Genomic DNA, 13,290 nt, shown 5'->3' on the forward strand with positions numbered 1-13,290 from the left:
CTCTCAGACCCGCCCTCTCCAAACAGACTGCGTCGAAATTGCACAATCGACGCTAGGACAACGGCAAACGGCGCATTTCCAACCTAATGAGAAGCGCGCGCCTCACCTCGAGAACTGCTCATTCTATAATATTGTTGCATTTCTTTGGCGGATGCAAAGACTGGAACTGCCTCGTTGTTCCGACGCGGCATATTTTAGTCATTGGGAATTAGAAATGACAGTCAAGAAGATAACAGGAAAAGTCACTTTCGCCGGCTTCTCTGCTTCCAACGAGGATGGTTTCATCTTCAAAGGGGATGCCAAGGGCAATGGTATCGGCGGTACCTCCCAAAGCGATCTTCTAATGGGCGGAGCGGGAAACGATCAATTATCGGGCGGCGCCGGCAATGATATTCTTGTCGGTGGCAACGGCAACAACGTCCTGAGGGGCGGATCGGGCAGCGACATGTTCGTGCTGGGCGGCGGCCTTGATCGGATCACCGATTTCAATCACAGGGCCGGCGACAAGATCTTGCTCAACGCCTATCTTTTCGAGGCGGCGGAGATCGTGCCGGCTCGCGGTTTCGTTCCAGATGAGAAGGCTCGCGGTCGCGGCGGGCTCGATGCGTCAAACTTTGTCGTTGGCGAGAAGGCGACTTCGGCCAACCACCACTTCGTCTACGACAGATCAACCGGCGCGCTCTCGTACGATGCGGACGGCAACGGTGCGGGACAAGCTGTGCAAATTGCGCAGCTGAAAGCCGGCACTGCGCTCGGCGCAAGCGACTTCCTGCTCTTCTAGCGAACGTAAAACTAAACTCACCCGACCGTGCCTGCGGCCGGGTGAGTTCTAGTCTAGTTCGTGCGAATTGGCACCACGCGCAATTATACAACGTTGCTTTTTCTCGCCAGGACCCGAGATCTGGGTGACCGCGCCATGTCGATGCGGTATTTTTGGAGAGAACAAATGGCAGTCAAGAAGATAACCGGCAAAGTTACTTTTTCCGGCTTCTCTGTTTCCGACGAAGAAGGTTTCATCTTCAAGGGGGATCATGGGGGCAATCGTATCAGCGGCACTTCGCAGGGCGACCTCATGAAGGGCGGAGCCGGGGACGATCTATTGTCGGGCGGCGCAGGCGACGACATTCTCGTCGGTGGCAGCGGCAACAACGTCCTTAAGGGCGGCTCAGGCAGCGACATGTTCGTGCTGGGCGGCAGCTTTGATCGGATCACCGATTTCAGCCACAGGGCGGGTGATAAGATTTTGCTCAACGCTTACATCTTCGAGGCGGCGGACATTGTGATGCAGTCCGGGTGGGTTCCCGATGCGGGTGCCCGCGGCCGCGGCGGGCTCGACGCGTCAAACTTCGTTCTCGGCAACCGGGCGACTGAGGCCAATCACCACTTTCTCTACGAGAGATCGACCGGAGCGCTCTCTTACGATGCGGACGGCAGTGGTGCCGGGGAGGCCGTGCAGGTTGCGCAGTTCAAAGCCGGCACTGCACTCGGCGCAAGCGACTTCCTGCTCTTCTAGTCGACGTAAAACAGAACTCGCCCGACCGCCCGCGGCCGGGTGAGTTCTGATCTATGCCACGAGCTTCCCGGCTTTCCGGCGCGCCCGTATTGCCAGTGATCTTCACGCGGGATCAAGTTCCCGCAGCGCCGCCCTTTCGGCGAAATCGCTCCGCGTCGGATACCACGTCTCGATCCGTTGCGTTTCGACCAGAAGCTCCGGCAGGCGGTCCCAATAGGGCTTCCGATACTCCCGCTGGATCTGCGTGTTCACCACGTCGTCGTAATCCGCCCAGGTCTCGTACAGCATGACCTTCGCCGAATCTTGCGCATCGCGGTGCAGGACGGCGTTGATGAAGGTCGGCTCGTTCCGCATCGCGTCGAGCACCTTACCCAACAACGTGTGAAATTCATCCCGGTGGTCCGGCTTGATATTGAAGGTGATGACAAAGGTTACCGGCCCCTGAGCAATCGTTCCGCCCGCGCCGTCATTCGCCGTGTTGGTCCCCGCATGCGCATTCATGATGATCTCCTGCTTTCAATCCTGGGAGCGGATTATGGAGAGCCGCGTGTACGCAGGCCATTACCTCGCAGGTCAGGTGCAGCGGATCATCGAGAGCGGATCAGGCTCACCATCGGCCACCGGCTCGAAGCGTCCGGTCTCCGGGTCGCGCACCAGCAGCCGGCCCGTGGCGACGCCGAAATAGGCGCCGTGAAGTTCGAGCTTGCCGCGCTCGACCAGAATGCGCACGCATGGAAAGGTCATGAGGTTCTTCAGGCTGAGCTCGACCGAGGCGAATTCGAGACGGCGCAAATAGGCAGCGCCGTCATCCTTTGCACGCGGCCCGAGACTCTCGGCCGCGGGGGCGATCTGCGACATCCAGCGGCCGATGAAATCGCCTGGAGACAGGGGCTCCCGATCATCGGCGAAAGCGCGGATGCCGCCGCAAAAAGCGTGTCCGAGCACGACGATATGCTTGACGCGGAGGGCCTGCACGCCGAATTCCAGCGCCGCGCTGGTGCCGTGTTGGGAATCGCGATCCGGCTCGTAGGGCGGCACCAGGTTGGCGACATTGCGCACGACGAGCAATTCGCCCGGCGCAGCATCGAAGATCACCTCCGGCGAAACCCGTGAATCGACGCAGCCGATGACCATGATCTCGGGCTTCTGCCCGGCATTCGCCAGCGCCTCGTAGCGCGAGCGCTCGCTGGCAAAGCGGCCCTCGAGGAAAGTGCGATACCCGCCGGTAAGCCGTTCAGGAAACATGGGCTCACCCTCATTCAGTTCACCAAGCCGTGCGGCACCGATTGTCGCGACCGCGACGCCGCCATAGCAGGTTTGCGCTTCCGCACCAAGCCGGCCGGTCCTTCGTGTGCGCTCCAGCACATTCCGATGGCGGCAAGGATTCTAAATAGGCGCCAAAGGCAAATCTCGAACGCGGAGGGCCGCATCGATGCCGATCCACCATACGACCGCGATGAATGCCGCAAGGTTCGGGCCGCACGATTTTCGCACGCTGGCGGATCTCAGGAAGGCGGTGCGCCATGTGCGGGCGCTGACACCGGATAGCCCTCTCGCCGATCTGGCCGAGTTCAAACTGACGGCGATCGAGGGAGAGCTCGGTTATTCGACGACCGGCTGAATGGGCGCCCCTACCGGGCGTAACTTGGCAGCCGTGCGGGCTGCCGGCTGAGCCACAGCAGGATCAGGCCGATCAGCGGCAGCAGGATGTCGGTGTAGAAGATCACGCCGGCATTGCCGGGAGCGTCATTGCCCGCCTCCACCATCTGGACCGCATGGCCAAACGCAGCGCCCCACAGGAAGCAGGCCGGCCCGATGAGGGCCGCCAGGCGCGCGGCGAAATTTCCCTTGAAGGCGAGGAAACCCACGAGGGAGAATCCCAAACTGGCGAAGCCGACTTCTTTCTGGAACGGGCTGGTCTGCCAGCCGATGAAGGCCGCGGCGATCTCCGAGAAGAAGACATGCATGACGAAATTGTAGAGAAAACTGACACCGAGCGAGAAAAACAGGAACCATGACAGCAGCGCCTCGATCACCACCGCTCGGCGCCACGGGCGAGGTTCGCGGCTAAGCGACAGGAATGCTGCGGCGACGCCGAACACGAAGAGCGTCAGGGTGAAGTTGCTGAAGAGGAATGTGATCGTCTGCTGCATGGATCCCCCCGAGATGTGCCCGTTCGGCGGGCGGACGATGCCGTTTTCGTGATCGCCACGCAACGGCCGGACAGGCAAATTTCCCGGATTCGGCCGCACTCGTCGTTATGCGCTCGGCGGGAGGCTCGTTAACTTCTCCTTAGGGTGCCATGCGACTAAAGCATGACAGACCTACATTATTACCACTCCACATCCGATGAGACCGTCTCTATATGCTGCATTGCACACGCAAGAACAAACGGCTGCCGGTCAACCGGGCCGGCTAACTAAAGGAGCCCATCATGTTCGTGACCCATATCCTCTCTAAAGTACGTGCCTATATGCGTTATCGCGACACGGTTCGTGAGCTTTCGCAGCTGACCGACCGCGAGCTCGACGATCTCGGAATCTCGCGTTTCCAGATCGACAGCATCGCTCGCCAGCACGCAGTCGCCTAATAATTGCTGCGCTGCAGCACTGCTCACGCCCGCCTCTCGGCGGGCGTTTTGCATTTGAGGCTTGCGCCAGAGCTAGCGACCGCCTGAGACCGGCAGGTTGGCGCCTGTAATATAGGAAGCAGCGTCGGACATCAGGAAGAGGATCGCCTCGGCCACCTCCTCCGGCTCGCCGATCCTGTCGAGCGGGATTTTGGACCGCAGTCGCTCCACACGCCCGCCGTCCCCCGTGCTTCGCTCGTGAATGTTCGTCCGGGTAATTCCCGGCGAGACGGCGTTCACCCTGACGCCATCGCCCGCCAGTTCCTGCGACAGCCCCACGGTCAAGGCGTCGATGGCGCCCTTGGATGCCGCATACCAGACATATTCATGAGCGCTGCCCAGCCGCGCGGCGATCGACGAGATATTGACGATCGAGCCGCCCATGCCGCCGTGCCGTTGCGACAGTCGCCGAGCGCCTTCCCGCGCCACCCACAATGCGCCGAGCACGTTAATGTCGAGACATTCTCGGATCGTTTGCGCCGACACCTGATCCAGGCGGCTGGACTTTCCGGTCACGCCGGCATTGTTGACCACGTGCGAAAGGCGGCCAAGGCGTGCTTCGGCACCGTCGAACAGGCGGACGACATCGTCCTCGACCGCCATGTCGCCCTGAAAGGCGGCAGCCGTCGCGCCCAAAGCCTGACATGCGGCGACGACGCGTTCCGCAGCCTCGCGATCGGATTTATAATTGACGGCGACGTCATAGCCGCGCGCGGCGGCAAGTTGCCCCACCGCAGCGCCTATTCCACGGCTGCCTCCCGTAATAAGGACGACGGGTCGTTTGCTGGACATGAGTGGTAAAGCCTGTGTTTAGAGCGGAAGGGCGTAAACTTGACCCGCGTCGCCATGAGGGTCAACAAGACCTGCATTCGCAAGACCGGCGTCCCAGAGACAAGACCTGCGTTCGAGAGAGATGAGACAAGCATGATCGACCCCATCCACGTTATCGGCGGCGGCCTCGCCGGCTCGGAAGCTGCTTGGCAGATCGCCCAGGCCGGCGTTCCCGTGATCCTGCACGAGATGCGGCCGGTTCGGGGCACCGATGCCCACAAGACAGAGGGGCTGGCCGAGTTGGTATGCTCGAATTCATTCCGTTCGGATGATGCGGGGGCGAACGCTGTCGGTCTGCTGCACCAGGAGATGCGCTCGCTCGGCTCGCTCATCATGGCGAAGGGTGACGCTCACCAGGTGCCTGCCGGCGGCGCGCTCGCAGTCGATCGCGACGGCTTCTCGAGCGCGGTGACGGCTGCTCTCGAAGCGGATCCCCTCGTCACCGTTGAGCGCGGGGAAGTGGCTGGTCTTCCGCCGGAGGATTGGACATCCGTCATCGTCGCGACGGGCCCCCTCACCTCGCCGGCACTAGCCGAGGCGATCCTGTCGCTGACCGGCGAAAAGGAGCTCGCCTTCTTCGATGCCATCGCGCCCATCGTCTATCGCGAATCCATCGACATGGACGTGGCGTGGTTCCAGTCCCGCTATGACAAGATCGGCCCGGGCGGCAACGGCAAGGACTACATCAACTGTCCCATGAACAAGGAGCAGTATGAGGCCTTCATCGATGCGCTCATCGCCGGAGACAAGACCGACTTCAAGGAATGGGAAGCCAACACGCCGTATTTCGACGGCTGCCTGCCCATCGAGGTGATGGCCGAACGTGGCCGCGAAACCCTCCGGCACGGCCCGATGAAGCCCGTGGGTCTGACCGATCCCAACAACCCGCTCGTGAAGCCGCACGCCATCGTGCAACTCCGGCAGGACAATGCGCTCGGCACGCTGTTCAACATGGTGGGATTTCAGACCAAGCTGAAATACGGCGATCAAGCCAAGGTCCTGCGCATGATTCCGGGCCTGGAAAATGCCGAGTTCGCGCGGCTCGGCGGCCTGCATCGCAATACCTATCTCAACTCCCCGAAACTGCTTGATCCGACACTCCGCCTGAAAGCGATGCCGCGGCTTCGTTTCGCTGGCCAGATCACCGGTTGTGAAGGCTATGTGGAAAGCGCCGCCATCGGCCTCATGACCGGCCGCATGGCCGCAGCCGAGCGTCTCGGACATCCTGTCGAGCCGCTTCCGGGCACGACGGCTTTGGGAGCGCTCATCAACCACATCACCGGCGGGCATATCGAGACCATCGACGAGGGTCCGCGCTCCTTCCAGCCGATGAACGTCAACTTTGGCCTCTTCCCACCCCTCGAGATCGCCCCGAAGTCGGAAGACGGGAAGCGCCTGCGCGGACCGGCCAAGACCCTGGCGAAGAAAAACGCGCTCACCGACCGCGCCCGGGCCGATCTCGCGATCTGGCTCGCCAACGCGCAGATGCCCGCCGCCGCCGAATAAACAGCCTGTGCACAGAGCCTCGAAGCGCGCGCCCATGAGGTGACAGGAGGCCCCGGCTTGGCGATCATCGGGAACGATGGATATCGCCCCGCCCATTTCCGACAAGGCCCGGCAGGCGCTCGGCTTCCTTACCGAGGCCGAGACGGCAGCTTTGGAATCCTTTGGCGCGGTGATCCCATGTCCGCAGGCGACGCTGGTTTCGCCCGGCGTGGCCCTCGGCCCCGGCGTCGTCCTCTGGCCCGGCGTGATTTTGCAGATCGCGGCCGGCGGCAGCATCGCGATCGGCGACGGGACGATCCTCTTTCCCGGCACGCGCATTGTGGCGACAGGCGGTGAGGTGGCCATCGGCCCCAATGCGGAGATCGGCGACGAGGGCGGCTTTACGGTCAAGGCCGACGCGGAGGGGATCGTGATCGGCCGGGATGCCCGGCTGCTCGGCGGCGGTTCCCTGACCTTGAGAAACCGCATCGGCGACGGCGCGCAGATCATCGGGTCTATCCGCTGCCAGAACTGCACGCTCGGCGCGGGCGGCTCCTACCGGCATCCAATCGCCGATGAGCGTGGAGCCGTGCTGAAGGGCGCCGGCGTTGCGCGGGAAATCACCCTGTCACAGGGACTGGTGATACAGGCCTTTGGATTGTTCGCCGATGCAACCGTGCGCCAGCAATCGTTCTTCCACCCGCACGAACGCAGCCCCACGCCGTAGATATTTGATCCCAGAGGTCAGGGGCGCTACAGCCAGCGCCGCACGCGCAAGCGATAGTCACGGTAGACATCGCCAAACCTGCGCTCGAGATAAGCTTCCTCGCGGGCTACGACGCCGTAACGGACGACGAGCGCGAACGGCACCAGCATCAACAGCAGCCAGAGATTGTCGAACGCGATGGCCAAGCCGATGAGACCCAGCAGCATCCCGAGGTAGATGGGGTTGCGCGTGAAGCGATACGGTCCGCTCACGACGATGGTGGTGGTCGGCAGGTTGGTGGGGACGTTCGAACCGGCCCTGGTGATCGTAACGATGGCCCAGGCGACCAGCGCCAGCGCGAGGACGAACACCACCGCGCCGAGCCAGCCTATCGTTAGGTCGGCCGGCAGGAGCGGCAAGGGCACGAGCCAGTTGAGCGCCAGCCCGGCGACGACGGCAAGGCCCCAACCAAGCGGTGGCCGAATCATGACTTGAGCGGTAGCGGCCGTGTCATCCATGGCGGAACCGTGAAACCAGGTCCCTTTGTCACCTTGCAGCTCCGAGGCGTCAAGCACCACTCGTCACGAGGCTAACCGAACGGCAGCTCGCATTCGATGCACTCTCGCGAGGCAGGCGTCTTCCTACTCGGCCGGGCTCCACGGGACATAATCGCCCGTCGCCGAGGGGCGCTGGCCGGTGCCGAGTTGCGAGCCTGGCGGATGATAAGCCTGGGGTGTGCCGGTCATGTTCGGCAGGTGGCCCTTCTCCCATTCGCGCGGGCTGTAGGGTTCCTCACTCGGGGGGAGGCTCGCATTGTGCGTCAGCCAGGCGCGCCAGCCGGGAGGGACCTTGGAGGCGTCCATGACGCCGTTATAGATCACCCAGCGCCGTTCCGTGCCGACCGAGCGGTCGATCAGCGGCCCTTGGGCGCGATAATACCGGTTGCCCAGTTCGTCATGACCGACGGGCTTGCCGAAGCGCCACGTATAGAATCGCGTGCCAAGGGTCTCGCCGTTCCACCACGTGAAGAACTGAAGCCAGAATCGTTTCATTGCTTGCCGCCAGGGAGTGCGAAGGGGTGCTCGAATTTTGCGCGGAATATGGCTTCGCGGACGCGGGAAGTCCAGCCACCAAGCGGTCGCGGCCCAGCCAGCTGATTCTGATCATTCACGTCAAACCCGCACCACTGAGTCGCCCTCGCCGATTTGCCCTGAATTGCCATGGTTTTGCCCGAATTCGCATTTGGACGCCGGACCTGTTGAAAAATCTCCCAACGTCAACTGGAGAAAAAAGTTTGCGGTCATTTAGTGGGCTCAGAAGCCGATGCTAAGCCGGCTCATCAATGTTTCGCACAACCTGTCGGAAAGATTCCGGAAGGAGAATCCGAGGGTTAGCAAATCATCCACAGCCTCATCACATTTTTAACCCATAGACACTATATCTAGTTTCCGACGACCTTCTCGACCACAAGTTCTTGACGGAGGGCGGATGTGGGGATTACCTTTCGAGGGTGCCGATCCGAGACCGGCAGCCGGCCGAAAAGCTGGCAGTACATCCCGACAGGTATTGCGTTTCAGCCGCGCGGCATGGTTCCGCCGCGGCCGAATGTTGCCGCGGGATGGTGGGTCGAAACTTGGGCGGACAGGTGCGTAGCGGTCCTAAAATGGATCGCGAAGGCGTTTAACAAATTTTGGGCTGGGGAGCCGCGAGCAAATCGTGGCCAGGGGACGTTTGTCTCCAATTGATGGGATTTTGACGATGCGGATCGAGCGGCGCTACACGAAATCGGGGCAATCGCCCTACTCCTCCCTCGCCTTCCGTCTCGCGACAAGCGAGATTCGCAATCCGGACGGCTCCGTCGTCTTCAAGCTCGACAAGATCGAGGTGCCCGACACCTGGAGCCAGGTGGCCTCCGACGTGCTGGCGCAGAAGTATTTCCGCAAGGCCGGCGTCCCCGCGCGCCTGAGACGAGTCGAAGAGAACGACGTGCCGTCCTGGCTGTGGCGCTCGACCGCCGACGAGGCTGCCCTCGCCGATCTCCCCGAGGACCAGCGCACCGGTTCCGAGATTTCCTCCAAGCAGGTCTTCGATCGCCTCGCCGGCTGCTGGACCTATTGGGGCTGGAAGGGCGGCTATTTCTCATCCGAGGAAGACGCGCAAGCCTTCTATGACGAATTGCGCTTCATGCTGGCCAACCAGATGGTGGCGCCGAATTCACCGCAATGGTTCAACACCGGTCTGCACTGGGCCTACGGCATCGATGGCCCGAGCCAGGGCCACTATTATGTGGACTACAAGACCGGCAAGCTGGTGAAGTCCAAATCCTCCTACGAACATCCGCAGCCGCATGCCTGCTTCATCCAGGGTGTCGAGGACGATCTGGTGAACGAAGGCGGCATCATGGACCTGTGGGTCCGCGAGGCGCGCCTGTTCAAATACGGCTCCGGCACCGGCTCCAACTTCTCCAAGCTCCGCGGCGAAGGCGAAAAGCTCTCTGGCGGCGGACGCTCTTCCGGTCTGATGTCGTTCCTCAAGATCGGCGACCGGGCGGCAGGCGCGATCAAATCCGGCGGCACGACGCGCCGCGCGGCCAAGATGGTCGTGGTCGATGTGGATCACCCAGATATCGAGGCGTATATCGACTGGAAGGTGAAAGAAGAGCAGAAGGTCGCGGCGCTCGTCACCGGCTCCAAGCTCGGCGCCAAGCACCTGAAGGCCATCATGCGGGCTTGCGTGAATTGCGAGGCCGATGACGACGCCTGCTTCGACCCGGAGAAGAATCCGGCGTTGAAGAAGGAAATCAAGATGGCGCGCCGGGTCATGATCCCGGACAACTACATCAAGCGCGTCATCCAGTTCGCGAAGCAGGGTTACACGGATATCGATTTTCCGATCTACGACACGGATTGGGATTCGGATGCGTATCTCACTGTCTCGGGCCAGAACTCCAACAATTCCGTGTCGCTCACCGACGACTTTTTGCGCGCGGTGGAAGCGGATGGCGACTGGGACCTGAAGGCCCGCAAGGACGGCAAGACGACCAAGACCTTGAAGGCGCGCGACCTGTGGGAGCAGATCGGTCATGCCGCCTGGGCCTCCGCCGATCCCGGCCTGCATTACAACACCACCATGAACGACTGGCACACCTGCCCCGCAGGCGGCCGCATCCGCGCGTCCAACCCGTGCTCGGAATACATGTTCCTGGACGATACCGCGTGCAATCTCGCCTCCGCCAACCTGCTGCAATTCTACAACCGCGACGCCAAGGCGTTCGATGTCGATTCGTTCGAGCATGCATGCCGTCTCTGGACGGTGGTGCTCGAAATCTCGGTGATGATGGCGCAGTTTCCCTCAAAAGAAATTGCCGAACTGTCTTATGAATACCGCACGCTCGGCCTCGGCTACGCCAATATCGGCGGCTTGCTCATGACCATGGGCCTCAGCTACGATTCCGATGCGGGCCGTGCGCTCGGCGGCGCGCTCACCGCCATCATGACCGGTGTGTCCTATGCGACCTCCGCCGAAATGGCGGGCGAACTCGGGCCGTTCCCGAACTATTCCAAGAACGCCAAGCACATGCTGCGCGTCATCCGCAACCATCGCCGCGCCGCGCATGGAACGTCGGAGGGATACGAGGGCTTGAGCAACAACCCGGTGCCGCTCGACCACGCGTCGTGCCCCGAGCAGAACCTTGTCCAGCACGCGAAGCGCGCCTGGGATCTCGCCCTCGAACTCGGCGAGAAGCACGGCTACCGCAACGCACAGGCGACCGTCATCGCGCCCACCGGCACGATCGGCCTCGTGATGGATTGCGACACCACCGGCATCGAGCCTGACTTCGCCCTCGTGAAGTTCAAGAAACTCGCCGGCGGCGGCTATTGGAAAATCATCAACCGCGCCGTGCCGGACGCGCTTCGCACGCTCGGCTACAGCGAAGCCGAGATCGCCGAGATCGAGGTCTATGCGCTCGGCCACGGCACCATGGGCCAGGCGCCCGCCATCAATCCCGGCTCGCTTGCCGCCAAGGGCTTCACGCAGGAGAAGATCGAGGCGATCGAGAAGGGCCTGAAGAGCGCCTTCGACATCAAGTTCGTGTTCAACAAATGGACGCTCGGCGAAGACTTCCTCACCGGCGCCCTGAAAGTGCCCGCGGACAAGCTCAATGATCCGTCGTTCGAGATCCTGCCCTATCTCGGCTTCTCGAAAGCCGATATCGAGGCTGCGAACATCCACGTTTGCGGCGCGATGACTCTCGAGGGCGCACCGCATCTCAAGCAAGAGCACTACTCGGTGTTCGACTGCGCCAATCCGTGCGGCCGCATCGGCAAGCGCTATCTGTCGGTCGACAGCCACATCCGCATGATGGCGGCAGCCCAGCCCTTCATCTCGGGCGCGATCTCCAAGACCATCAACATGCCGAACGACGCGACCGTCGAGGATTGCAAGAGCGCCTACATGCTCTCGTGGCGCCTGGCGCTGAAAGCCAACGCGCTCTACCGCGACGGCTCGAAACTGTCGCAGCCGTTGAACTCCGCACTCATCGCCGACGACGAGGAAGAAGCCGACGACGCGGTGGAAGCGCTTGTCGCGATGCCGGCCGCAGCCAAAGCAGCTCACCTGTCGGAAAAGATCATCGAGCGGGTTGTGGAGCGCGTCGTCGCCATCCGCGACCGCGAGAAGATGCCGGATCGCCGCAAGGGCTACACCCAGAAGGCGGTCGTCGGCGGCCACAAGGTCTATGTGCGCACCGGCGAATACGACGACGGCCGCATCGGCGAGATCTTCATCGACATGCACAAGGAAGGCGCCGCCTTCCGGGCGATGATGAACAACTTCGCCATCGCGATCTCGCTCGGCCTGCAATACGGCGTGCCGCTGGAAGAATACGTGGAGGCCTTCACCTTCACGCGCTTCGAGCCCGCGGGTTTCGTGCAAGGAAACGAGCGCATCAAGAGCGCGACGTCGATCCTCGACTACGTCTTCCGCGAACTCGCGGTCTCGTATCTCGGCCGCAACGACCTCGCCCATGTGGACCCGTCGGAATCCGGCCCCACCACCATCGGCCAGGGCGAAAACCAGTCGAAGGCGCCGGAGCCATCCTCCGCCTCGTCCTACATCTCGAAGGGCTTCACCCGCGGCACATCAGACCGCCTGATGCTCATCCCCGGCGGCGCCGGCCGCACCGCGGCGGGACTCACGATGGGCGCGACCGCGCTGAAGGAAGAGCCGGAGCATGTGGGCGAAGCGGAGATCGCGAAGCTCGGATTCTCCGCACCCGGCGCCGCGCAGGTGACGACGGCGGATCGGCGCGCGGAAGCGAAAATGAAGGGCTATGTGGGAGAGGCGTGTCCTGAATGCGCAAACTTCACGCTGGTCAGGAATGGGACGTGTTTGAAGTGTGATACGTGTGGAAGCACGACGGGGTGTTCATAGAGAGAAGTCCCCCACGATCGTAAACTTTACGCCGTGCTTGGACCCTAAAATCCGCTGAAAACTTAGGTTCCTGGTTGACGAAATGGACGCGTGCTGTCGACGCCACAAATTGGCCAGACTAGGAACCTGACCTTTCGTCAACTTCGGGCTCGCACCGACAGACCTGACGTTCGGCAAACCTCGACATCGGAAGATGAGAATGAAATGAAGACGAGGAGCTGTGCACAGGGGTGGGCCGGCGCGCCATCAATAGCGCTGTAGCCGGCCCAGCCCTGTGTGCAGGTCCGGGTCCAGTCCTGCACTAGGAATATCTCTCACGGTTCTCGGGACATCGCCCTGAGATCGCGCCAACGAGCAGATCTGTCAGAGCACTAAGGAAGTCGTAGGCCAGTTCGATAAATAGCGAGAGACCGACCTGAATTAACGAGAGAGGCTTTCTCCGTTCCGCCTCCGAGCCGAATGTCAGTCGGTCGAGATGCTGCGAGTGGCGCTGGGCTGGCTTTCGTTTGCAGCATGCGATGTCGCATTCCTCTATCTGGGCAAGGAGCAAAACCTTCTCTCTCGAGGCGCGCGTCCGCTTCGCGAGGCAGAGCGGCGACAGCTTGTTCCGCGTGATCGAGCAGGCGACGATGCGCTCGGGACAAGCGGCGCAGAAAGCAGCAGAAGAACGGCAACGAGATCTCGGTTCGGAAA

At 61.9% G+C, this 13,290-nt stretch carries 13 protein-coding genes; 7 read left to right on the forward strand and 6 right to left on the reverse strand.

Annotated features, from left to right (window positions below):
- Together FEZ63_RS25980 and FEZ63_RS20330 are read left to right on the forward strand one after the other, a co-directional pair.
- The coding region (locus tag FEZ63_RS25980; RefSeq protein ID WP_150947911.1) for a calcium-binding protein at nucleotides 1-781 on the forward strand (781 nt) is incomplete at its 5' end.
- A gap of 135 nt (nucleotides 782-916) precedes the next feature.
- Nucleotides 917-1,513, forward strand: coding sequence for a calcium-binding protein (locus FEZ63_RS20330; protein WP_150947914.1), 597 nt, complete (start codon nucleotides 917-919; stop codon nucleotides 1,511-1,513).
- 102 nt (nucleotides 1,514-1,615) lie between these two features.
- Here the strand turns inward: FEZ63_RS20330 and FEZ63_RS20335 are convergent, their stop codons facing one another.
- Together FEZ63_RS20335 and FEZ63_RS20340 are read right to left on the reverse strand one after the other, a co-directional pair.
- Nucleotides 1,616-2,014: a putative quinol monooxygenase gene (locus FEZ63_RS20335; RefSeq protein ID WP_150947916.1), complete on the reverse strand. Its 399-nt coding sequence runs from the start codon at nucleotides 2,012-2,014 to the stop codon at nucleotides 1,616-1,618.
- A gap of 72 nt (nucleotides 2,015-2,086) precedes the next feature.
- Nucleotides 2,087-2,758: a carbonic anhydrase gene (locus tag FEZ63_RS20340; protein ID WP_150947918.1), complete on the reverse strand. Its 672-nt coding sequence runs from the start codon at nucleotides 2,756-2,758 to the stop codon at nucleotides 2,087-2,089.
- 187 nt (nucleotides 2,759-2,945) lie between these two features.
- On the opposite strand from FEZ63_RS20340, the gene FEZ63_RS20345 reads away from it, so the two are divergent.
- The gene (locus FEZ63_RS20345) at nucleotides 2,946-3,134 is read left to right on the forward strand and encodes a hypothetical protein (protein ID WP_150947920.1); all 189 of its coding nucleotides are present in this window, start codon (nucleotides 2,946-2,948) and stop codon (nucleotides 3,132-3,134) included.
- A 10-nt stretch (nucleotides 3,135-3,144) separates the two neighbouring features.
- Here the strand turns inward: FEZ63_RS20345 and FEZ63_RS20350 are convergent, their stop codons facing one another.
- Entirely contained in the window at nucleotides 3,145-3,666 is a 522-nt protein-coding gene (locus FEZ63_RS20350) for a DUF6790 family protein (protein WP_150947922.1), read from the reverse strand.
- A 281-nt stretch (nucleotides 3,667-3,947) separates the two neighbouring features.
- Here FEZ63_RS20350 and FEZ63_RS20355 point away from each other — a divergent pair, with 281 nt between their 5' ends.
- Entirely contained in the window at nucleotides 3,948-4,103 is a 156-nt protein-coding gene (locus FEZ63_RS20355; RefSeq protein WP_150947924.1) for a DUF1127 domain-containing protein, read from the forward strand.
- A gap of 72 nt (nucleotides 4,104-4,175) precedes the next feature.
- Here FEZ63_RS20355 and FEZ63_RS20360 read toward each other — a convergent pair whose 3' ends face one another.
- A complete protein-coding gene (locus tag FEZ63_RS20360; RefSeq protein ID WP_150947926.1) occupies nucleotides 4,176-4,934 on the reverse strand; it encodes an SDR family oxidoreductase in 759 nt (252 codons plus the stop codon).
- 132 nt (nucleotides 4,935-5,066) lie between these two features.
- Here FEZ63_RS20360 and trmFO point away from each other — a divergent pair, with 132 nt between their 5' ends.
- Entirely contained in the window at nucleotides 5,067-6,479 is a 1,413-nt protein-coding gene (gene trmFO / locus FEZ63_RS20365; RefSeq protein WP_150947928.1) for a methylenetetrahydrofolate--tRNA-(uracil(54)-C(5))-methyltransferase (FADH(2)-oxidizing) TrmFO, read from the forward strand.
- A 76-nt stretch (nucleotides 6,480-6,555) separates the two neighbouring features.
- A complete protein-coding gene (locus FEZ63_RS20370; RefSeq protein ID WP_150947930.1) occupies nucleotides 6,556-7,185 on the forward strand; it encodes a hypothetical protein in 630 nt (209 codons plus the stop codon).
- Nucleotides 7,186-7,211: 26 nt separating this feature from the next.
- Here FEZ63_RS20370 and FEZ63_RS20375 read toward each other — a convergent pair whose 3' ends face one another.
- Complete coding sequence (locus FEZ63_RS20375; RefSeq protein WP_150947932.1) at nucleotides 7,212-7,682, reverse strand: methyltransferase family protein; 471 nt, start codon at nucleotides 7,680-7,682, stop codon at nucleotides 7,212-7,214.
- Between the two features lie 123 nt (nucleotides 7,683-7,805).
- Nucleotides 7,806-8,216, reverse strand: coding sequence for an NADH:ubiquinone oxidoreductase subunit NDUFA12 (locus tag FEZ63_RS20380; protein WP_150947934.1), 411 nt, complete (start codon nucleotides 8,214-8,216; stop codon nucleotides 7,806-7,808).
- A gap of 706 nt (nucleotides 8,217-8,922) precedes the next feature.
- Here FEZ63_RS20380 and FEZ63_RS20385 point away from each other — a divergent pair.
- Nucleotides 8,923-12,597, forward strand: coding sequence for a vitamin B12-dependent ribonucleotide reductase (locus FEZ63_RS20385; RefSeq protein WP_150947936.1), 3,675 nt, complete (start codon nucleotides 8,923-8,925; stop codon nucleotides 12,595-12,597).
- Nucleotides 12,598-13,290 lie beyond the last annotated feature (693 nt).

It is taken from the genome of Microvirga brassicacearum, from assembly GCF_008757455.1.
Lineage (GTDB): Bacteria > Pseudomonadota > Alphaproteobacteria > Rhizobiales > Beijerinckiaceae > Microvirga > Microvirga brassicacearum.